Below are 20,333 nucleotides of genomic sequence, written 5' to 3' on the forward strand. Positions count from 1 at the left end.
GGGCATTGCGGGCGATCGGGACCAACGCGGCACCTCGACCTCTGGCGCCGGACACCCCATGGGCGTCTCGGCTTGGGTCCAACTGTAATCTGTATATCTGTAATATACATTAGGGTTTTCGCGATGGGGCCGGCGCACGCGCACCAAAGAGAACGGGCGCCCAAGGCGCCCGTTCTGGCAAAAAAGACAAAAGCGCCGGGGCGCCAGCGGCACTAGGGAGATGGGGCCTGCGCTGCCGGCACGGCCGTGGCGGCCGGATCCGAGCCCAGGATGCGCATCCGGATACCGGACTCGCGCTCGCGCATCAGCTCACCCGCGGCCGCTGCATCCCCATGGACGATGGCCTGAAGCAGGCGGGCGTTGGACTGGATGATCCGGCGGGTGGCCGCGGGGGTCGTGTTGGCTTCGAGCAGGGGGCCGAGCACCGATCCGAAGGCGCGGTACTGGGCAATGAGAACGCGGTTCTTGGAGGCGTTGACGATGGCCTCGCGGAACCGCATGGACGCTTCCGTGAACGCGTGCGGGTCACCCGCGGCCGCCTCGGTGGCCTGCGCCGCCTCTTCCATCCGCGCGGCGTCTTCCGGGGTCACGCGGCCTGCAGCCAGTTCGGCCGAGGCGATGCTCGTGATGCTCTGCGCTTCGAGCATCTCCGCCGCAGTCAATCCGATGAGATGGAGCTGAACGGCCAGCGAGTCGACCAGGCGATCGGAGTTGCCGGTGGCCACCCAGGCACCGCCCCGGGAACCCATGCGGACTTCCACCACGCCCATCGCGATCAGCGAACGCAGCGCATCGCGCGCCGCGATCCGGCTCACGCCGAACTGCTGAGCCAGGGTGATTTCGCTGCCGATGAATTCGCCGGCCTTGAGCTTTCCCGAGAAGAGCGCATCGCGGATCTGCCGCACGATCGACCACGAGAGGCTTTCGGCTCGCGCAGCGGGCTCCCATTGGGGGGCGATGTGGGCTGATGGCTCGTTCATGATGAAACCGCGCCGCCACAGGCGCCGCACGCGCAGCGATGGTGCCGGTGGAGGGGGGAGTCGAGAGGTGGAGCGGGTGAAGGGAATCGAACCCTCGTATGAAGCTTGGGAAGCTGCCGTTCTACCATTGAACTACACCCGCAGCAGGCCGCCATTCTAGCGCCCCTGCCGGGCCGGTCAGCCGGTCATCGACGCGCCCACGCCCATCAGGGCCAGCACGCCCAGCACCGCGAAGATCAGCGCGGCGATGATGTGCACGATCTTGATCGGTACGCGCCGCGTGATCGCCTCGCCGAAGAACACCACCGGCGCGTTGGCCAGCATCATGCCGAAGGTGGTGCCGATCACCACCGCGATCAGGGGTTCGTATTGCGCGCCCAGCGCCACGGTGGCGATCTGTGTCTTGTCGCCCATCTCGGCCAGGAAGAAGGCCCACAGCGTCGCGACGAACACGCCCATCTGCCGCTTGGGCACAGCGTCTTCGTCGTCCAGTTTGTCAGGGATCAGCATCCACCCGGCCATGGCGATGAAGGAGATACCCAGCACCCAGCGCATCACGTTCGGGCCCACGGCGGCCATGATCCAGGCGCCGGCAGCGCCCGCGAGGGCGTGGTTGAGCAGCGTGGCCACCAGGATGCCCCAGACAATGGGCCAGGGGCGCTTGAAGCGGGCAGCGAGAACGAGGGACAACAACTGGGTCTTGTCGCCCATTTCGGCGAGGGCGACGATGCCCGTCGAGATCAGGAATGCTTCCAAGAGAATGCTCCGAGGGCCGGCAAAAGACAGAAGACCACACGGCATCCCCGGCCCATCCGGAGGCAGTGTGGTCAAAGGTCTTGCCAGGCTGGAAGCTGTCTGCGCCATGGCCGTGGGGGCCAAGTGTGTTGACGCGGACCTCTGCAGGGCGCAGAGCGGCTACTCCCCAATGACGGGTGCAGGCGGGAGTATACCCGCCCGGGGTATCAGACCAGCGTGACGCCGGTCTTGGACTGGATGAATTCGCGCGTGACGCCCGGGGCCATCTCCACCAGCTTGAGGCCTTGCGGCGTCACGTCCATCACACCCAGGTCGGTGATGATGCGGTCGACCACGCCCACGCCGGTCAGCGGCAGGGTGCAGGTCGGGATGATCTTCAGGTCTTCGGTGCCATCCTTCTTTTTCGCGACGTGTTCCATGAGCACGATCACGCGCTTGACGCCGGCCACGAGGTCCATCGCGCCGCCCATGCCCTTGACCATCTTGCCCGGGATCATCCAGTTGGCGAGGTCGCCTTTCTCGCTGACCTGCATCGCGCCGAGGATGGAGAGGTTGATCTTGCCGCCCCGGATCATGGCGAAGCTGTCGTGGCTGCCGAAGATGCTGGAGCCCGGCAGCGTGGTCACGGTCTGCTTGCCGGCGTTGATCAGGTCGGCGTCCACCTCGTCTTCGGTGGGGAACGGGCCAATGCCCAGCATGCCGTTCTCGCTCTGCAGCCACACCTCTTTGGAACCCGTGTGGTTCGCCACGAGCGTGGGGATGCCGATGCCCAGGTTCACATAAAAGCCGTCTTCGAGTTCGTGGGCCGCGCGCGCAGCCATCTGGTCTTGATTCCAGGGCATATCAGGCTCCTGCCTTTTCGGTGATGGTGCGCTTCTCGATGCGCTTCTCGGGGTTCGCGTTGTGCACGATGCGGTGCACGTAGATGCCGGGCAGGTGGATCTGGTCCGGGTCGATCGCGCCGATCTCGACGATTTCTTCCACCTCGACGACGCAGATCTTGCCGGCCATGGCCACAGCGGGGTTGAAGTTGCGCGCGGTCAGGCGGAACTGCAGGTTGCCGGATTTGTCGGCGCGGTGCGCCTTGACCAGGGCCACATCGGGCACCAGCGCGCGCTCCATCACATAGGTCTCGCCGTCGAACTCGCGCAGCTCCTTGCCCTCGGCCACCAGGGTGCCCACGCCGGTCTTGGTGAAGAAGGCGGGGATGCCCGCACCGCCGGCGCGCAGCTTCTCGGCCAGCGTGCCCTGCGGCGTGAATTCGAGCTGCAGTTCACCCGCCAGGTACTGGCGCTCGAACTCCTTGTTCTCACCGACGTAGCTCGAAATCATCTTGCTGATCTGGCGCGTCTCCAGCAGCTTGCCCAGGCCGAAGCCGTCCACGCCCGCGTTGTTGGAGATCACGGTGAGGTTCTTCGCGCCGCTGTCGCGCAGCGCGTCGATCAGGGCCTCGGGAATGCCGCAAAGGCCGAAGCCTCCGACGGCGAGCAACTGGCCGTCGGCCACGATGCCTTTGAGCGCGGCGTCCGCGTTCGGGAAAATCTTGTTCACGTCGGTGTCTCCTGGGTTGGACCGTGGAAGCCGCTACGATACTACGTAACCACATACGTAGTATTTCGTAAAGCCAAACCCGAAGCCTGATGCGCCATGGAGATCGACTACCGCCTCGCCTTCGACCTCGCCCCCGTGGGCCTGGCCCTCTCCCGGCAGCGCATCATGGTCGACTGCAACCAGGTGCTGTGCGAGATGTTCGGCGCCACGCGCGAGCAGCTCGTGGGCCAGAGTTTCCAGATCCTCTACCCCAGCGCCGACGAGTACGAGCGCATCGGCGAGCGCATGGCGCCCCTGCTGGGCCGCAGCGGCACCTACTCGGACAACCGCATCATGAAGCGCGTGGGCGGGCAGTCGCAGGGCGAGACCTTCTGGTGCCACGTGACGGGCCGCGCGCTGAACCGCGACGCGCCGCACGCCGCCGGCATCTGGAGCTTCGAAGACCTCAGCTCCACGCGCACCGTGAAGGCCGAGCTGACACCGCGCGAGCGCGAGGTGGCGGCCTTCCTCATGGATGGCCTGACCAGCAAGCAGATCGGCAAGGCGCTGGACATCAGCCACCGCACGGTGGAGATCTACCGCGCGCGGCTCATGCGCAAGTACCAGGCCCACAGCACGCCGGACCTGATGCAGCGCCTGCTGGCGGGCTGAGCCCGATCCGGCGCCAGGTCACTGCGGCTGGAAGCCGCTGTCCTGGATGATCTTCGCCCACACCTTGCCATAGGCCTGCTCGCGCGCGCCCAGCTGCTCGCCGGTCATGAAGCCCACGGTGAGGCCCATGGCGGTGAGCTTCTCGCGCACGTCGGGCTGCGCGATCGCCTTCTGCACCGCCTGGGCGATGCGGTCCAGCGCGGCCTTGGGCGTGCCGGCCGGCGCGAACAGGCCGTAGTACGGCACGTCCTCGAAACCCTTGAGGCCGAGTTCGGAGAAGGTGGGCACCTCGGGCATGGCGGCCTGCCGCTGCGAGCCCATCACCGCCACCACGCGCAGCTTGCCGGCCTTGTGGTTTTCGATGAAATCGGGAATCGAGGCCACGCCGGCCGGGATCTGGTTGCCCAGCATGTCCGACATCATGGGCGCGCTGCCCCGGTAGGGCGCGGCCACGAGGTCCAGGCCGTTCTGCTTGGCGATCACCTGCACCAGGAACTGCGGCACCGAGGCCGGCGCGGGAATGCCCACCGTGCCCTTGCCGCCGGCCGCCTTCACGCCGTCCACATAGGCCTTGAACGATTGCGCGGGCGTGCCGTTGGAGACGGCGAAGGCGTTGACGAAGGTCGCGAAGCCGGCCACCGGCACGAAGTCCTTGGCCGAGTCGTAACCCGGGTTCTTCGTCACCATGGGCAGGATGGTGATGCTGTGGTCGTGGCTGAGGAACAGGGTGTTGCCGTCGGCTGTGGCGGCCTTGAGCGCCTGGGCCGCGAGCTGGCCGCCCGCGCCGGGCTTGTTGTCCACCACCACCGGGTGGCCGAGATCCACCTGCAGGCGTTCGCCAATGATGCGGGCGATCGCGTCGGTGCCGCCGCCGGGCGGGAAGCCCACCAGGATGCGGGTGGTGGACTGCGCCTGAGCCAGGCCGAGGGAGCAGACCAGGCCGGCGGCCAACAGGGCGCGGCGGACCAGCGAGAGACGGTAAGCGGTCATGACGGAACTCCGTAGGGGATGGTGAAGAAACCCCCGATCGTAGCGCCGCATCGGCACTCAGGCTTTCTCGCCGTCCACCACGCTGGCCGCCGTGCGAAACGCCTCCACCGCCGCCGGCACGCCGCAATACACCGCGGCGTGCAACAGCACCTCCTGCAACTCGGCGGGCGTGGCGCCGTTGTTCAGCGCGCCGCGCACATGGCCCTTGAGCTCGTGCTGCTTGCCCAGCGCCGTGAGCATGGCCACGGTGATGAGGCTGCGCGTCTTGAGGTCGAGCCCGTCGCGCTGCCAGACATCCCCCCAGGCCTTGCGCGTGATGTGCTGCTGGATGGGCTCGGTGAAAGGCGTCATGTCGCCGAACGCCTTGTCGACGAAAGCGTCGCCCATGACCTGCCTGCGCGTGGCCAGGCCGCGCTCGAATTCGGAATCGGGATGAGATGGCATAGGTGCTCCATGGCTAGAAAAACAAGGTTTGTGTGAACGATAGCGCAGCGAACCGAACAAGCACCCCAATCCCCTGTTATTCGGGCCTCAAGAACATCAAGGCCCGGCCGATACTGCCCCGAGAGCAATTTCTATAGCAACAGCTCCCTCCTCCGCGCAGCCTGTCCAGCAGGCTGCAATTCGTATCCATCGGCGTTCCCCGGCATGCAATGTGACCGGGGCCACACCAGCCCTCCCATGGTCTCTGCACCGAGGGCGACAGAAGACAGACCAAGACCTTCCATGAACCGCATCTACACCACCATCTGGAACCACGCCATCAACGCCTGGACCGTTGTGAGCGAGGTCGCCAGCGCGCGCGGCAAGCGCGGCGCCTCCCGCATGGCCGGCGCCCTGCTGCTCGCGCCCCTGGCCGCCGTGGCCGGCGGCCTGCCCACCGGCGGCACCGTCACCGCCGGCCAGGGCAGCCTGCAGCAGGCCGGCAACGTGCTCACCATCCAGCAGGCCAGCGACAAGCTCGCCATCGACTGGAACAGCTTCTCCATCGGCCAGGGCCACAGCGTCAACTTCGTGCAACCCGGGGCGGCCTCGGTCGCGCTCAACCGCGTGCTCGGACCCGACGTGTCGGTGATCCAGGGCGCGCTGAATGCCAATGGCCAGGTGTTCCTGGTCAACCCCAACGGCGTGCTCTTCTCACCCACCGCGCAGGTGAACGTGGGCTCTCTGGTGGCCTCCACCCTGAACATCAGCACCGAAGACTTCCTGGCCGGCCGCTACCACTTCAGTGGCGGCAGCACCGCGTCCATCGTGAACCAGGGCCAGATCTCGGCCGCCTCGGGTGGCCATGTCGCGCTGGTCGCGGCACGCATCGTGAACGACGGCCAACTGTCCGCCGAACGCGGCGGCGTGGTGCTCGCCGCGGGCAGCACCGTGCGGCTCGACCTGGGCGGCCCGGTGCAGGTCGAGGTCGACGGCGGTGCGCTGGGCGCGCTGATCGACAACGGTGGCGCCATCCACGCCAACGGCGGCACCGTGCTCATGACCGCGCGCGCCGTCGACAGCCTCACCGCGACCGTGATCAACAGCAGCGGCCTGATCGAGGCGCGCTCGCTCGGCGTCGGTGCCGACGGCGTGGTGAGCCTGGTCGCCGAACAGGGCGGCGTGCACGTTGCCGGCCGCATCGACGTCTCCGCGCCGCAAGGCCAGGGGGGCAAGGCCATCGTCACCGGCGACACCGTCACCGTTGCCGATGGCGCGGTGATCGACGCCACCGGTGCCACCGGCGGCGGCCAGATCTACGTGGGCGGCAGCTGGCAGGGCAAGGACAGCACCATCAAGCAGGCGCAGCGCACCCTGATCGCCTCGGGCGCCACGCTCGACGCTTCCGCCACGCAGAACGGCCATGGCGGCACGGTCGTCGCCTGGTCCGACATCAAGAACACCGCCGGCCGCACCGACGTCGCGGGTGTGCTCAAGGCACGGGGCGGCGTCAACGGCGGCAACGGCGGGCGCATCGAAACCAGCGGCGCCACGCTTTCGGTGAGCCGCGCGGCCGATGCCGCCGCACCCAAGGGCAACGGCGGCCTGTGGCTGATCGACCCGACCGACGTCACCATCGCGGCCGGTGCCGGCGCGATTGGCGGCACCAACGTCGGCCTCGACGACATCGAGGCCGCGCTTGCGGGCGGCACCAACGTCAGCATCCAGGCCGACGACACCATCACCTGGGCCAGCGACTACACCAACACCGGCGGCAGCGGCCGTTCGCTGATCCTCAGCGCGGACCAGCTCCTTCTGCAGGGCAACATCGGCTCCACCTCGGACCTGAGCTTCATCTTCAACGGCGACGTCAAGCTCGATGGCCACATCACCATCGCCAGCCAGGGCGGCGAGATCTACTTCGCCAAGTACGTGGACTCGGCCACCGCAGGTGCCGGCAACGCCAGCCGCCTCACGCTGACCAACACCGGCAACGGCAGCATCGTCTTCGGCGACCAGGTGGGCGGCACCAACCCGCTGGATTCGCTGTACGTCACCACCGCGCCCACCGGCGCCACGCACATCAACGGCGGCATCGTGCGCACCTTCGGCGAGCAGGTGTACGACTCGCCCGTGGTGCTCGGCGCGGCCGAGTTCCTGAACGCGGGTTTCGAGAACGGCACCACCGGCTGGAGCATCCACGACCAGCGCGTCTACATGAACGGCGGCTCCACGGTGCGCGGCTACCTCACGCCGAACGACCCGAGCGGCCCCTCCCCATCCACCGGCGAAAACGTCAACTCCTCGGGCAGCTTCACCTCCGGCGTCAGCAACAACGGTGCCAACGGCACCCAGGGCCTGCAGCTCAGCAGCTCCCAGCAGTGCGACTCCGGCTACTGCATCGTGCGCGGCGGCTACGTCACCAGCGACAGCACCATCGCCCTGGCCAAGGGCGATGTGGTCAGCTTCCAGTGGAACGCGGCCGGCAGCGCGGACGCCTACGACGTGTTCGGCTACCTGCTCAACGTGAAGACCGGCGAGACGCAGGTGATCCTCAACGCCACCGGTGCCAGCGCCTCGTCCAGCACCGGCTGGCTGACCGCCAGCGCGACGGTGGACACCGCGGGCACCTACGCCTTCGTCTTCGTCTCAGGCAGTTGGGATGCCACCGGCGGCCGCGCACTGGGCGCGACGCTGACGCTGGACAACATCGCCACCAGCTCCCTGCTCAACGGCAAGACGCTCGAAGGCAGCTCGCTGAGCTTCCTCCAGGGCATCAATGCGGCCGACAACAAGCTCACGCTCAAGGCCGATGACATCACCTTCGGCGGCACGGTGAGCGGCACCGGCCAGATCGGTTTCGAAGCCCACAACCCCAGCCACGACATCCACGTCGGCGGCGGCGCGGGCACGCCGGGCGACGGCGTGCTGAACGTCTCCTCCGCCACCCTGGCCTCGCTGGCCGACGGCTTCTCCTCCATCAACATCGGCGGCGCCGCCATGCAGGGCAACATCACCGTCGTGACCGACACCCGCCTGCAGGACAGCGTGGCGCTCGACGCCGGCACCGGCCACATCCGGCTCGACGCCGTGCTCGGCTCCACCGACATGGTGACGCTGCAGACCGATGGCGGCACCGTGACCCAGGCCGCCAGCGCCGCGCTCGAGGCCGGCACCCTCGCTCTGGTCGGCAACGGCGGCCGGTTCACGCTGGGCCACGCAGGCAACACCGTGGGCACCCTGGTGACCGCCACGCAGGACGTGCACCTGGTCAACAGCGGCGCCCTCACCATCGGCAGCGCCACGCTGGCCGATGGCAGCACGCTCAACGGCATCCACAACACGGGCCTCGTGAACGTGAGCACCGTCAGCGGCGACATCGCGCTGGGCAAGAGCGTTCAGACCAGCAGCACCGCGAGCAACGCCATCGTGCTCAACGCCGGCGCCAGCCACGCGGCCGGCCAGGCAGAGGGCGGCAACGTGACGGTGGGCGCGGGTGCGACCGTGAGCACCGGTGCGGGCGGCCGCGCGGTGATCTACACCGGCAGCGTCGCCGGCAGCACCGGCGTGACGAACGCCGTGGGCAGCGGCTCGGGCGCCTTCCGCTACAACAGCGACGAAAGCACCAGCAACTTCACCAAGGCCCTGGGCAGCAGCGGCGTGCACGCGGTCTACCGCGAACAGCCCGTGCTCACCGTGAGCACCAACGCGTCGACCCAGCTCGAAGCGGAGAACTCCGGCGCCAACGGCTTCGATGGCGGTGGCGTCGACGGCTACGACGTGCAGGGCCTGCTCAACGGCGATACCAAGGCCATGCTCGGCGATCCGCGCTACAGCACCGACGCGGCCGGCCCGGGCAAACACGCCATCCGGATCTCGCTGCTCAACGAGCTGGGCTACGCCGTGGTCAACAGCCCGGAGAACGCCGAGGTCGAGGTCACGCAGACCTTCAACCCCGCGCCGGTGACCGACAGCATCCAGCGCCCCAGCCTCACGGCGGTGCCGGCGCACGTGCACGTGCCGCAGGTCAGCGACCCGTCGTCCGCGCCCGACGCGACCGGTGGCCTGCAACTGGTGCAACTGGCGACCGAGGGCGAAGCCGCCCCGGGTGCCGGCGGCCAGAGCGCCAGCGCAACGGATGCCACGCCGCAAGACTGCGCCGCCAGCGGCTGGACCGGCGGCGGTTGCGGCGCCTCGGCCCAGGTTCTCGTGCGCGGCAGCGGCCTGCGCCTGCCCAGCGGCGGCCACTGAAGCACGAACCTTCCCGGCTCCTTTTTTGATCGCTCCCGCCAGGGCCCCACGGCCCTGGCGCGGGCAACCACGAACTATTCATCTCCCATGCACAAGACCTTTCGCCTCTCGCCCGTCACGCTGGCCCTCTGCGCGCTCGCCCTGGGCAGCGCCTCCTCCGCCTTCGCCCAACAGGCCCCCGACGCCGGCCGCATCCTGCAGGACCTGCAACTGCCCCAGCAGGCGCTCCCCGAATCGCTGAACCTCCAGCTCGACGCGCCCCCGGTGGACAGTGCCGGCCGCGACGAAGGCGCCGCGGTCGAACTCAAGACCGTGCGCATCACCGGCAACAGCCGCATCGAGACCACGCGCCTGCAAGCCGTGATCGCGCCCGCCACCGGCCGCAGCCACACCCTGGCCGGTCTGCGCGGCCTGGCGGACCAGATCACGCGCTTCTACCGCGAGCAGGGCTACCCCTTCGCCCGCGCCTACGTGCCTGCCCAGCGCATGGCCGGCGGCGAACTCCACATCGAGGTCATCGAAGGCCGCTACGGCCAGGTGAAGGCCACCTCGCCGGACGCCGCCCTGGCCACCGACGCCGGGCGCTTCCTCGGCGACCTGCGCAGCGGCGACGTGATCGCCATGGACGCGCTCGAACGCTCGGTGCTCGTGCTGTCCGATCTGCCGGGCATCCGCGTGCGCCCGGTGGTGCGCCCCGGCCAGGCCGTGGGCACGGGCGACCTCGCCGTCGAGGTCGAACGCAGCAAGGCCGTGGAAGGCCGCGTCTCGATCGACAACCACGGCAACCGCTACTCGGGCCAGCACCGCGTGCTGCTCGAAGGCGCCTGGAACAGCCCGTTCAGCCTGGGCGACCGCCTCAACGCGGCCGTGATGGCCACCGATGAAGACCTGTTCTTCGGCAACCTCGCCTACTCGCGCGCGCTGGGCACCAGCGGCCTGCGCGGCGACGTCGGCTACGCCGTCTCCGACTACAGCCTCGGCGGCGAGTTCAGCAGCCTGCAGGCCTCCGGCACGGCGCGTGTGGCCAGCGTCGGCGTGAGCTACCCGCTGGTGCGCAGCAACCGCGCGAACCTGCTGCTCACCGCCCAGGCCCAGCACAAGACCATGGTGGACGAATACCGCTCCACCAACACGCGCAACGAGAAGTCCGCCAGCGTGCTGCCGGTCGCGGTGCAGTTCGACCTGCGCGACGCGCTGCTCGGTGGCGGCATCACCTACGGCTCGCTGGGCTGGACGCACGGCAGCGTCTCGCTCAAGGGCGACGTGCAGCGCCTGCTCGACCGCCTCACCGCCAGGACCGACGGCTCCTTCAACAAGGTCAACCTCGACGTCACCCGCCTGCAGGCCCTGCCCGGCGGCTGGACGCTCTCGGCCCGCGTCGCGGCGCAGTGGGCCGGCAAGAACCTCGACTCGTCCGAAGACTTCGTGCTCGGCGGCGCCAGCGGCGTGCGCGCCTACCCGCGCGGTGAAGGCGCGGGCGACGAAGGCGTGCTCGGCCAGCTGGAACTGCGCTACGGCCAGGGCGCGTTCGTGCCCTACGCCTTCTGGGACGCCGGCCAGAGCACGCTCAACCGCCGCCCCTGGGCGGTGGGCGACAACCACCGCAGCCTCGCCGGTGGCGGCGTGGGCGTGCGCGCCCAGCACGGCAACTGGTCGGTGGACGGCACGCTGGCCTGGCGGCACGCCGGCGGCGCGGCGCAATCGGACAGCCAGCAGCGCAACCCGCGCGTCTGGGTGACAGGGGCCTACCGCTTCTGACCCTCGGCGGGGGGCGGTACGATGGCCAGACATTCCACCACGCCGGAGACCCGCATGAGCCGCTACCCCGCCCCCGACATCAACGACCTGCCCGAGGACATCAAGGCCAAGGTGCTCGAAGTGCAGGAAAAGGCGGGCTTCGTGCCCAATGTGTTCCTGGCCCTGGCGCGCCGGCCCGCCGAGTGGCGGGCCTTCTTCGCGTACCACGACGCGCTGATGCTCAAGGAAGAAGGTTCGCTTACCAAGGGCGACCGCGAAATGATCGTCACCACCACCAGCGCGGCCAACCAGTGCCTGTACTGCGTGGTGGCGCACGGCGCGATCCTGCGCATCCACGAGAAGAAACCGCTGGTGGCCGATCAGGTCGCGGTGAACTACCGCAAGGCCGACATCACACCGCGCCAGAAAGCCATGCTGGACTTCGCCATGAAGGTCTGCCAGCGCTCGCACGAAATCAACGACGACGACTTCGCCCCCCTGCACGCCCACGGCTTCTCCGACGAGGACATCTGGGACATCGCCGCCATCACCGCGTTCTTCGGCCTGTCCAACCGGCTGGCGAGCTTCAGCAACATGTTGCCCAACCCGGAGTTCTACCTGATGGGCCGCGTGCCCAAGGCCAAGCCGCCGAAGGACTGAGCGGCACGGCCGCCAAATCAGACAAGGCTTACAGCACTTCTTGTCGGCGCGCGATTCAATCGATACCGCCACACAACAACACAAGGAGTGCTTCCATGCCGATCAAACCATCCGTCAAGCGGGCCTTCCTGCTCACCGCCGTCCTCGCCCTGGGCACGGGCGCGGCCTGCGCAGAAGACATCAAGGGGCGCATCACGGCCGTCGACACCACCGCGAAGACCTTCACCGTCAACAGCGAAGTGATCTATGTGACCGACAAGACCGACTACGAAAACGACTACAAGCGCTTCGAGGATCTGCGCCAGGGCCACTACGTGGAAGTGGATATCGACCGCAGAGACGGCCGCCTGTACGCCGACGACGTCGAGTACAAGAAGGACGCTCGCGAGAACAAGCAGTAAGCCGCCGCGCCGGCCTCAGCCTCCGATGCGCAGCAGCTTGCCGCTGCCGCCATCGGTGAGCAGGTAAAGCCGGCCGTCGGGGCCCTGCCGCACATCGCGGATGCGCTCGTTGCGGTTCGCCAGCAGGCGCTCGCGCCCCACCACCCGCGTGCCATCGAGCTGCAGGCGCCACAGCGCCGTGCCGGCCAGCGCGCCCACGAACAGGCTGCGGTTCCAGTTCGTGGGAATGGTGCCGGTGAAGAAGGCCATGCCGCTGGGCGCGATGGACGACTTCTGACCACCCGTCCACGTCGAGCCGTCGATGGTCTCCCAATACGCCACCGGCTGCTCCATGCCGGCCTTGACCGTGCCCTCGCCCACCTGCTGCGTGGTGCCGTATTCCTGCCCATAGCTGATCACCGGCCAGCCGTAGTTCCGCCCGGCCTGCGTGAGGTTCACCTCGTCGCCGCCCTGCGGTCCGTGCTCGCTCGTCCACAGCTCACCGGTGTCCGGGTGCAGCGCCGCGCCCTGCGGGTTGCGGTGGCCGTAGCTCCAGATGCCAGCCTGCGCGCCCGCCAGCACGGGGTTGCCCGGTGCCGCCGCGCCCGAGGTGGTGATGCGCACCACCTTGCCGTTGCCCCGGCTCAGGTCCTGCGCGTAGCCGCGCTGGTCGTTGCTCTGCCGGTCGCCCAGCGTCACGAACAGGTGGCCCTCGCGGTCGAACACCAGGCGCGAACCGAAGTGCCCACTGCTCGCCACCTTGGGCAACTGCCGGTAGATCACCTGCAGATTCACGAGCGCCATCGCGCCCGTGTCGAGTTCGGCGCGCGCCACCGCCGTGCCATTGAGGTTGGCGTTGCCGCTGTCGGTTTCCGAGAAGCTGAAGTAGATGCGCCGGTTGCTGCCGAAGGCGGGGTCCAGCACCACGTCGAGCAGACCGCCTTGCCCGCCGGTGTCCAGCGCGGGCAGGCCGCTGATGAGGTTGAACGACTGCGCGTTCGCCGCGTACAGGCGCAGGCTGCCCGTGCGCCCCGTGATCAGCATGCGGCCATCGGGCAGGAAGGCCAGGCTCCAGGGATTGGGCAGGTTGGTCGCGAGTTCGGTGACCGCGACCGGCCCGGTGGTGGGCATGAAGCTGGGGCTGCCGGGCGCGGGCGAGCCGTCACCTTCACTACCGCCGCCGCCGCACGACAACAGCAGACCCATCGATAGGGCCCCGGCGATGAGCGCAGAGAAGTGGCGCATGTCGGACATGCTAGGCACGCGCGCGCCGCCTGTGTGCAAGCATTTGTGTGTGCGCCAGCGCACACAGCCATCAGCTCAAATGCGCGCGCAGCCAGTCGGGAATCGGGGCCGACTTCTTCAGCGGGAAGTTCACCCACACGGTGGTCGCACCGCCGGCCGCGCACACGGTGTCGGGGTCGTCACTGCGCGAGAGCGTGCACCAGCTTTCGAAGCTGCTGCGCCCCACATCGCTCACGTACATGGTGGCGATCACGTCGCCCGGGTATTCGAGCTGCCGGTAGAAGTTGCAGAAGGCGTTGGCGATCACCGGCCCTTCGCCGCCCGGATCGGGCGGACAGCCGATGGAGTGCATCCAGTCGATGCGGATGATCTCCAGGTAGCGGAAATAGATCGTGTTGTTCACGTGGTTCATGCCGTCCATGTCGCCCCAGCGGATGGGGATGGTCATGCTGAACACGCGCTTCTTCTGTTCGGGGATGTCGAGTTTCATGGCATTGGGGTGGTCGTCAGCGGTGCGCCTTGATCGACGCGAGGATGCCGAGCACGAACAGCACGCAGGCCGTCCATTGCAGGGCAGCGGGCCACTGGGCGCTCCAGGCGAAGGTGTAGATCAGGCCGAACACCGTCTCGCTCACGATGAGCTGGCCCGCCAGGCTCGGGCTCAGGCGGCGGCTGGCCATGTTCCAGAGCACCGAGGCGATCCAGGCCGAGCCGATGCCGGTGACCGCGCAGACGATCAGGAACATGCCGAAGCCCGGGCGCTGCACCAGGGTGTCCACCTCGGTCCCGGCCACGGCCCAGATGCCCAGCGCGCCCAGGCCCGCCGCCACACCCAGCCAGTTGGCCCACACGGTGGAGTTGACCTCCGGATGGCGGCTCAGCCAGCGCGCGTTCAGCAGACCGAACGCGGTCCACGAGGCCATGGCCAGCACAGCGAAGAAGATGCCGAGCCAGAGGTTCGTGCCGCCGCCCGCCTCGCCACCGCCATGCGCCGTCACCCGCATCATCAGCGCCAGGCCCGCCAGGGTGAGCAGCAGCCCCGGCACCAGCGCGCGCCAGCGCAGGCCCTGCGGCTTGCCCAGCAACATGATCCAGATCGGGATGGTGCCGATGATCAGTACCGGCAGCGCCGCGCCCGCCGCCTGAATGGCCAGCACCAGCAGCAGGTAGTAGCCGGTGTAGCCCAGCAGGCTCAACCACAGCGCGGCGCCCGCCTGGCGCCAGCTCGGCAGGTGCGCCTCGCCGCTCAGCCCGGCCCACGCCAGCAGCAGCACCGACAACAGGCCGCAGGCCAGGAAGCGGCCCACCGTGAGATCGATCGAGCTGAAGCCCGGCGTGAGCAGGGGCGCGAGAAAGGCCGTGCCCCAGAACGCCCCCGCGCCCAGCCCCGCCAGAATGCCGGTCACCATGCCCGGCGGCCAGCCCGAAGGCCGGCCCAGAACAGCCGTGCTCATCTCGACGAAAGAAATGCCGCGATAGGGTCCAGAACCCCGCGGAACCGGCTCTGCCGGGCCGCAGGTGTTGCCCCTGAGGGGTGACGCCGCAGGCGGCGCGGGGAGAGCTCCTTCATGCCCCGAAACCGTCGTCGGCGGCGATCACCGCTCCGTTGACGAAATGGCTCTCGCTCGAACACAGCATGACCAGCAGCGCGTCCAGGTCGGTGGGTGAGCCGACGCGCTTGCGCGGCAGCATGCTGATGAGCTTCTGGCCCTGCTCGGTCTGCCAGTGGTGGTGGTTGAGCTCGGTGTCGATGTAGCCCGGGCAGATCGCGTTCACATTGATGCCGAAGCGGCCCCACTCGATCGCCATCGCCTTGGTCATCTGCACCACGGCGGCCTTGCTCATGCAGTACACGCCGATCTGCGGCAGCACCTTGAGCCCGGCCATGGACGCGATGTTGACAATGCGCCCGCCCACGTAGGTGCCCGGCGCCGCGCCGTTGGCGCGCGCCAGCATGCGACGGCCCACCTCCTGCGCCACGAAGAACGCGCCCTTGGTGTTGGTGTCGAAGACGAAGTCGTAGTCTTCCTCCGTCACGTCCTGCAGGCGCTGCGTGGTGCTCACGCCCGAGTTGTTGACCAGGATGTCGATCGCGCCGACCTCGGTCTCGGCGTGCGCCACCGCCGCCTTGATCGATGCCGTGTCGGTCACATCCATCGCCACCACGTGCGCGTCGCCACCGGCAGCCTCGATGTGCGCGCGCAGCGCCATCAGGCGGTCGGTGCGGCGGCTGGCCAGCACCACGGCCGCGCCCGCCCGCGCCAGCGTCTTGGCGAACTGTTCACCCAACCCACCGGACGCCCCGGTGATCAGGGCCACGCGGCCCGACAAGTCCAGGCTGTATGCCATGAGAGAACCTCCTCTAAAGTGGTTGGATTCTGCGGCCATCCGAGCACCGCCCGGGCCGACGAGGCCCCATCCGACAGGATTGTGCGCCCTGGGCCACTAAAATCGGTCCCGACCACGACACCGGCATGACTCCATGCATTGCCGTCATGAAAATCCCCGGGCGCCCGCCCGACAGAGTGAGACCCTCGACATGACCCCCGAAGAAATCATCAGCACCTACGGCCCGCGCGAAGCCATGGAGTACGACGTGGTCGTGGTCGGTGGCGGCCCCGGCGGCCTGGCCACGGCGATCCGGCTCAAGCAGATCGCCGCCGAAAAAGGCGGCGAGATCAACGTGTGCGTGCTCGAAAAAGGCTCGGAGCCCGGCGCGCACATCCTCAGCGGCGCGGTGATGGACCCCAAGGCCCTCAACGAGTTGCTGCCCAACTGGAAAGCCGACGGCGCGCCGCTCAACCAGCCCGTCACCGACGACAAGCTGCTCTGGCTGACCGAAAAAGGCGCCATCGACACACCCAAGTTCCTGATCCCCAACAACTTCCACAACGAAGGCAACTACGTGGTCGGCCTGGGCAACGTGGTCAAGTGGATGGCCCAGCAGGCCGAAAACCTCGGCGTGGAGATCTTCCCCGGCTTCGCGGCCGCCGAGGTGCTCTACAACGACGACGGCTCCGTCAAGGGCGTGGCCACCGGCAACCTGGGCGTGGGCAAGGACGGCGAGCCGACCGACAACTTCCAGCTCGGCATGGAGCTGCACGCGAAATACACCGTCTTCGCCGAAGGCTCGCGCGGCCACCTGGGCAAGCGCCTGATCGCCAAGTTCCACCTCGACGAAGGCAAGGACCCGCAGGCCTACGCCATCGGCGTGAAGGAACTGTGGGAAATCGACCCCGCCAAGCACCAGCCCGGCCTGGTGATCCACACCGCCGGCTGGCCCATGAAGGACGACACCTACGGCGGTGGCTTCATGTACCACCTGGAGGACAACAAGGTCACGCTGGGCCTGGTCACCGGCCTGAACTACAGCAACCCCTGGCTCAGCCCGTTCGAGGAAATGCAGCGCTGGAAGACGCACCCGCGCATCCGAGCCTTCCTCGAAGGCGGCAAGCGCATCAGCTACGGCGCGCGCGCCATCACCACCGGTGGCCTCATGAGCCTGCCGCAGACCACCTTCCCCGGTGGCGCCCTCGTCGGTTGCGACGCGGGTTACCTCAACGGCGCGCGCATCAAGGGCAGCCACGCTGCCATCAAGAGCGGCATGCTCTGCGCAGAAGCCGCCTTCGAGGCCGTGCAGGCCGGCCGCCAGCACGACGAACTCAAGGCCTACCCGGTTGCCTTCGGCAAGAGCTGGCTGCGCGAAGAGCTGGACGCCTCGCGCAACTTCAAGTCCTGGTTCAAGTACGGCAACATCGTCGGCGGCCTCATGGTCGGCATCGAACACTGGCTGCTGCCCCGCCTGGGCTTCAAGGCCCCGCCGTGGTCGCTGCACCGCGAGAAGGCCGACCACCTCTACCTCAAGCCGGCCGCCGAGTGCGAGCAGATCGTCTACCCCAAGCCCGACGGCAAGCTCACCTTCGACCGCCTGGGCAGCGTCTTCGTCAGCAACACCAACCACGAAGAGCACCAGCCGGCCCACCTCACGCTGAAAGACGCCAGCGTGCCGGTGAAGATCAACCTCGCCAAGTACGCCGGCCCCGAAGCCCGCTACTGCCCGGCCGGCGTGTACGAGTTCGTGAAGAACCCCGACAACACCGACCGCCTGCAGATCAACGCGCAGAACTGCGTGCACTGCAAGACCTGCGACATCAAGGACCCGACGCAGAACATCGTCTGGGTCACGCCCGAAGGCGGCGGCGGTCCGAACTACGCCGGCATGTGAGCGAAATCACCCTTTCCTGAAAAGCCGCCTGCGGGCGGCTTTTTCATGCCCGGTATTCACCGCGCCGTCACATGGGCTGTCCACAGTGCAGGCTCCGTGAACGACGCCGAGATGCCATGCTGAACAAGACCCAGAAGGGCCGCGCCGAGCTGCGCCCCGGGCAACGCCAACTCGCGCAGCGCGAGCGCGCCCTGTTGCTGCTGGCCGATGGCCGCAAACCCGATGCCGAACTGTTCGCCCTGTTCGAGGGCCAGGGGCCCACCCTCGCGGCCGACCTGATCTCGCGCGGCTACCTTGTGGACGAAGCGCCGCCGCCGCTCCTCACACCGGCCAACACCCCGCCCACCGTCTCCGCCGACGCCTTCTCCGGCCCACGCTCGCTCGCCAGCGCGCGCATGTACCTGTTCGACCTGAGCGAGCGCATGTTCGCCCCGCGCGACAAGGCCATGGCCCAGCGCTACCGCGACGCCCTGCGCGCAGCGCGCGACGTGGGCGACATGCTGGCCGTCAGCCGGGCCATGACGGCCGACGTGGAGCGCCTGGCCGGCAGTGAACGCGCCGACGGCATCCGCGAGCGGCTGGCCCGCCTGCTGCCCGAATCGGCCCTGGAAACGCCCTGAAACACCGGCCGGCATGGCGCCGTGCGATACACTCGCCGGGTCAGGAGAGAAGCCGATCCGGTCCCCGGAGAAGGCTCGCCGAAGGCGCAGGCGGCACCGCACACCGGGTGCTCTGAACGCTCAGGCAAAAGGACTGGCAAACACGGGCCGCGAGGCCGGTGTACCCCCCTGGAGAGAGGCCGCTCCTCGAAGCGGCCCACCGAAGGAGCAAGCGCGGCATCGCCCGCGTGAATCTCTCAGGTAAAGCGGACAGTGGGGCAGCGCACGGATGAACCGTGTTTCGCCCCACCGGGGCCTGCCCCCTTGCCTGAAAGCCTTTGCCGTGCCCGCTGCCGCCCCGCTTCTCCAGACCCCGCTGCACAAGCTCCACGTCGAACTGGGCGCCCGCATGGTGCCCTTCGCCGGTTACGACATGCCGGTGCAGTACCCCACCGGTCTCATGGCCGAACACCACCACACCCGCAAGGCCGCCGGCCTGTTCGACGTCTCGCACATGGGCCAGCTGCGCCTGGTCGGGCCCGACGCCCCCGCCGCCTTCGAGACGCTCATGCCGGTGGACGTGATCGATCTCGGCGTGGGCAAGCAGCGCTACGGCCTGCTGCTCAACGACGAGGGCGGCATCATCGACGACCTCATGTTCGTCAACCGCGGGCACGACCTCTTCGTCATCGTCAACGGCGCCTGCAAGGCTGGTGACATCGCGCACATCCAGGCGCGGATCGGCTCGCGCTGCGAGGTCATCCCCCTGCCCGACCGCGCCCTGCTCGCGCTGCAGGGCCCGCTGGCGGTGGACGTGCTGCGGCGCCTCGTGCCCGGCGTCGAAAAACTGGTCTTCATGACCGGTTCGCCCTTCAACTGGCACGGCGCCGACCTCTTCATCACCCGCAGCGGCTACACCGGCGAAGACGGCTTCGAGATCTCCCTGCCCGGCGACCGCGCCGACCAGTTCGTGCGCACCCTGCTGGCCCAGCCTGAAGTGATGCCCATCGGCCTGGGCGCGCGCAACTCGCTGCGCCTCGAAGCCGGCCTGTGCCTCTACGGCAACGACATCGACACCACCACCACCCCGGTGGAAGCCGGGCTCAACTGGGCCATGCAGAAAGTGCGCCGCACCGGCGGCGCGCGCGCGGGGGGCTTCCCCGGCGCGGCGCGCGTGCTCGCGCAGCTCGACGGCAGCGAACCGCTGGCCCGCAAGCGCGTGGGCCTGATCGCCCAGGAATGGGTGCCCGTGCGCGAGAACGTCGAACTGCAGAACACCAGCGGCGACGTGATCGGCAAGACCTCCAGCGGCCTCATCGGCCCCAGCGCCAACAAGCCCGTCGCCATCGGCTACGTCGCGCCCGAACACGCCGCCCTGGGCACGCCCGTGGTGGCCATGGTGCGAGGCAAACCCGTGCCCATGCAGGTCAGCGCCATGCCCTTCGTGCCCAACCGATACTTCCGCGGCTGATCTCACTTTTTTCGTTTCTTTTTTCAGGAGCTTTTCCATGACCACCAAGTACACCGAAGACCACGAATGGATCACCGTTGACGGCGGCATCGCCACCGTCGGCATCACCGTGCACGCGCAGGACGCGCTGGGCGACGTGGTGTTCGTCGACCTGCCCGAAGTCGGCAAGACTTTCGCGCAGAAGGACGTGGCCGGCGTGGTCGAGTCCGTGAAAGCGGCCGCCGACGTGTACATGCCCATCAGCGGCGAAATCACCGAAGTCAACGAAGCCCTGCGCGCCGACCCCTCGCTGGCCAACACCGACCCGCTCAAGGCCGGCTGGTTCTTCAAGGTCAAGCTCTCCGACCCGGCCCAGGTCGACGCCCTGCTGGACGAGACCGCCTACAACGCCTTCGCCAACGCCTGACCCGCCTC

The 20,333-nt window shown here is 68.3% G+C and carries 19 protein-coding genes, 1 tRNA gene and 3 riboswitches; of the genes, 9 read left to right on the forward strand and 11 right to left on the reverse strand.

Translation table 11 applies throughout. The features are described 5' to 3' along the window. Window positions 1-212 precede the first annotated feature (212 nt). The 5 genes from ACODTB_RS11620 to ACODTB_RS11640 all read right to left on the reverse strand — a co-directional run bounded on the left by ACODTB_RS11620 (window position 213) and on the right by ACODTB_RS11640 (window position 3,287). Window positions 213-980, reverse strand: coding sequence for a FadR/GntR family transcriptional regulator (locus ACODTB_RS11620; RefSeq protein WP_291115236.1), 768 nt, complete (start codon window positions 978-980; stop codon window positions 213-215). A gap of 68 nt (window positions 981-1,048) precedes the next feature. Further along, a tRNA-Gly gene (locus ACODTB_RS11625) sits at window positions 1,049-1,122 on the reverse strand. 35 nt (window positions 1,123-1,157) lie between these two features. Then, on the reverse strand, window positions 1,158-1,736 hold the full coding sequence (locus tag ACODTB_RS11630; RefSeq protein WP_291115238.1) for a TMEM165/GDT1 family protein: 579 nt from the start codon (window positions 1,734-1,736) through the stop codon (window positions 1,158-1,160). Window positions 1,737-1,742: 6 nt separating this feature from the next. Continuing rightward, window positions 1,743-1,916, reverse strand: a riboswitch (yybP-ykoY riboswitch). A 26-nt stretch (window positions 1,917-1,942) separates the two neighbouring features. Continuing rightward, on the reverse strand, window positions 1,943-2,578 hold the full coding sequence (locus ACODTB_RS11635; RefSeq protein ID WP_291115240.1) for a 3-oxoacid CoA-transferase subunit B: 636 nt from the start codon (window positions 2,576-2,578) through the stop codon (window positions 1,943-1,945). A 1-nt stretch (window position 2,579) separates the two neighbouring features. Next, window positions 2,580-3,287, reverse strand: coding sequence for a CoA transferase subunit A (locus ACODTB_RS11640; RefSeq protein WP_291115242.1), 708 nt, complete (start codon window positions 3,285-3,287; stop codon window positions 2,580-2,582). 96 nt (window positions 3,288-3,383) lie between these two features. Here ACODTB_RS11640 and ACODTB_RS11645 point away from each other — a divergent pair, with 96 nt between their 5' ends. Beyond that, window positions 3,384-3,938, forward strand: a complete 555-nt coding sequence (locus tag ACODTB_RS11645) for a LuxR C-terminal-related transcriptional regulator (RefSeq protein ID WP_291115244.1) — start codon at window positions 3,384-3,386, stop codon at window positions 3,936-3,938. Window positions 3,939-3,956: 18 nt separating this feature from the next. Here the strand turns inward: ACODTB_RS11645 and ACODTB_RS11650 are convergent, their stop codons facing one another. Together ACODTB_RS11650 and pcaC are read right to left on the reverse strand one after the other, a co-directional pair. Then, window positions 3,957-4,928, reverse strand: coding sequence for a Bug family tripartite tricarboxylate transporter substrate binding protein (locus ACODTB_RS11650; protein WP_291115246.1), 972 nt, complete (start codon window positions 4,926-4,928; stop codon window positions 3,957-3,959). Between the two features lie 57 nt (window positions 4,929-4,985). Continuing rightward, a complete protein-coding gene (pcaC, locus tag ACODTB_RS11655; protein ID WP_291115248.1) occupies window positions 4,986-5,372 on the reverse strand; it encodes a 4-carboxymuconolactone decarboxylase in 387 nt (128 codons plus the stop codon). A 282-nt stretch (window positions 5,373-5,654) separates the two neighbouring features. On the opposite strand from pcaC, the gene ACODTB_RS11660 reads away from it, so the two are divergent. From ACODTB_RS11660 to ACODTB_RS11675, 4 genes are all read left to right on the forward strand, one after another. Then, a complete protein-coding gene (locus tag ACODTB_RS11660) occupies window positions 5,655-9,602 on the forward strand; it encodes a two-partner secretion domain-containing protein (RefSeq protein WP_291115250.1) in 3,948 nt (1,315 codons plus the stop codon). Window positions 9,603-9,689: 87 nt separating this feature from the next. Continuing rightward, complete coding sequence (locus tag ACODTB_RS11665) at window positions 9,690-11,360, forward strand: ShlB/FhaC/HecB family hemolysin secretion/activation protein (protein ID WP_291115252.1); 1,671 nt, start codon at window positions 9,690-9,692, stop codon at window positions 11,358-11,360. A 54-nt stretch (window positions 11,361-11,414) separates the two neighbouring features. Then, window positions 11,415-11,999: a peroxidase-related enzyme gene (locus ACODTB_RS11670; RefSeq protein ID WP_291115254.1), complete on the forward strand. Its 585-nt coding sequence runs from the start codon at window positions 11,415-11,417 to the stop codon at window positions 11,997-11,999. A gap of 95 nt (window positions 12,000-12,094) precedes the next feature. Next, entirely contained in the window at window positions 12,095-12,400 is a 306-nt protein-coding gene (locus ACODTB_RS11675) for a DUF5666 domain-containing protein (protein WP_291115256.1), read from the forward strand. Between the two features lie 15 nt (window positions 12,401-12,415). On the opposite strand, the gene ACODTB_RS11680 is transcribed toward ACODTB_RS11675, so the two are convergent. From ACODTB_RS11680 to ACODTB_RS11695, 4 genes are all read right to left on the reverse strand, one after another. Next, a complete protein-coding gene (locus ACODTB_RS11680) occupies window positions 12,416-13,624 on the reverse strand; it encodes a PQQ-dependent sugar dehydrogenase (protein WP_291115258.1) in 1,209 nt (402 codons plus the stop codon). Between the two features lie 70 nt (window positions 13,625-13,694). Continuing rightward, on the reverse strand, window positions 13,695-14,114 hold the full coding sequence (locus tag ACODTB_RS11685) for an acyl-CoA thioesterase (RefSeq protein WP_291115260.1): 420 nt from the start codon (window positions 14,112-14,114) through the stop codon (window positions 13,695-13,697). Between the two features lie 16 nt (window positions 14,115-14,130). Continuing rightward, window positions 14,131-15,078, reverse strand: coding sequence for a DMT family transporter (locus ACODTB_RS11690; RefSeq protein WP_291115262.1), 948 nt, complete (start codon window positions 15,076-15,078; stop codon window positions 14,131-14,133). A 112-nt stretch (window positions 15,079-15,190) separates the two neighbouring features. Next, window positions 15,191-15,973 (reverse strand): SDR family oxidoreductase, encoded by a 783-nt coding sequence (locus ACODTB_RS11695; protein WP_291115264.1) that lies wholly within the window; start codon window positions 15,971-15,973, stop codon window positions 15,191-15,193. A gap of 190 nt (window positions 15,974-16,163) precedes the next feature. On the opposite strand from ACODTB_RS11695, the gene ACODTB_RS11700 reads away from it, so the two are divergent. From ACODTB_RS11700 to gcvH, 4 genes are all read left to right on the forward strand, one after another. Then, window positions 16,164-17,849 carry an electron transfer flavoprotein-ubiquinone oxidoreductase gene (locus ACODTB_RS11700; RefSeq protein ID WP_291115266.1) on the forward strand — a complete coding sequence of 562 codons (1,686 nt, stop codon included), beginning with the start codon at window positions 16,164-16,166 and terminating at the stop codon, window positions 17,847-17,849. A 116-nt stretch (window positions 17,850-17,965) separates the two neighbouring features. Then, window positions 17,966-18,469: a hypothetical protein gene (locus ACODTB_RS11705; RefSeq protein WP_291115268.1), complete on the forward strand. Its 504-nt coding sequence runs from the start codon at window positions 17,966-17,968 to the stop codon at window positions 18,467-18,469. Window positions 18,470-18,500: 31 nt separating this feature from the next. Further along, window positions 18,501-18,615, forward strand: a riboswitch (glycine riboswitch). A gap of 12 nt (window positions 18,616-18,627) precedes the next feature. Next, window positions 18,628-18,732, forward strand: a riboswitch (glycine riboswitch). Between the two features lie 5 nt (window positions 18,733-18,737). Beyond that, window positions 18,738-19,919 (forward strand): glycine cleavage system aminomethyltransferase GcvT, encoded by a 1,182-nt coding sequence (gene gcvT / locus ACODTB_RS11710; protein ID WP_488929353.1) that lies wholly within the window; start codon window positions 18,738-18,740, stop codon window positions 19,917-19,919. 37 nt (window positions 19,920-19,956) lie between these two features. Beyond that, the gene (gene gcvH / locus ACODTB_RS11715) at window positions 19,957-20,325 is read left to right on the forward strand and encodes a glycine cleavage system protein GcvH (protein WP_291115273.1); all 369 of its coding nucleotides are present in this window, start codon (window positions 19,957-19,959) and stop codon (window positions 20,323-20,325) included. Window positions 20,326-20,333: the final 8 nt, after the last annotated feature.

The sequence above is a fragment of the Hydrogenophaga sp. FG152 genome (genome assembly GCF_057809615.1).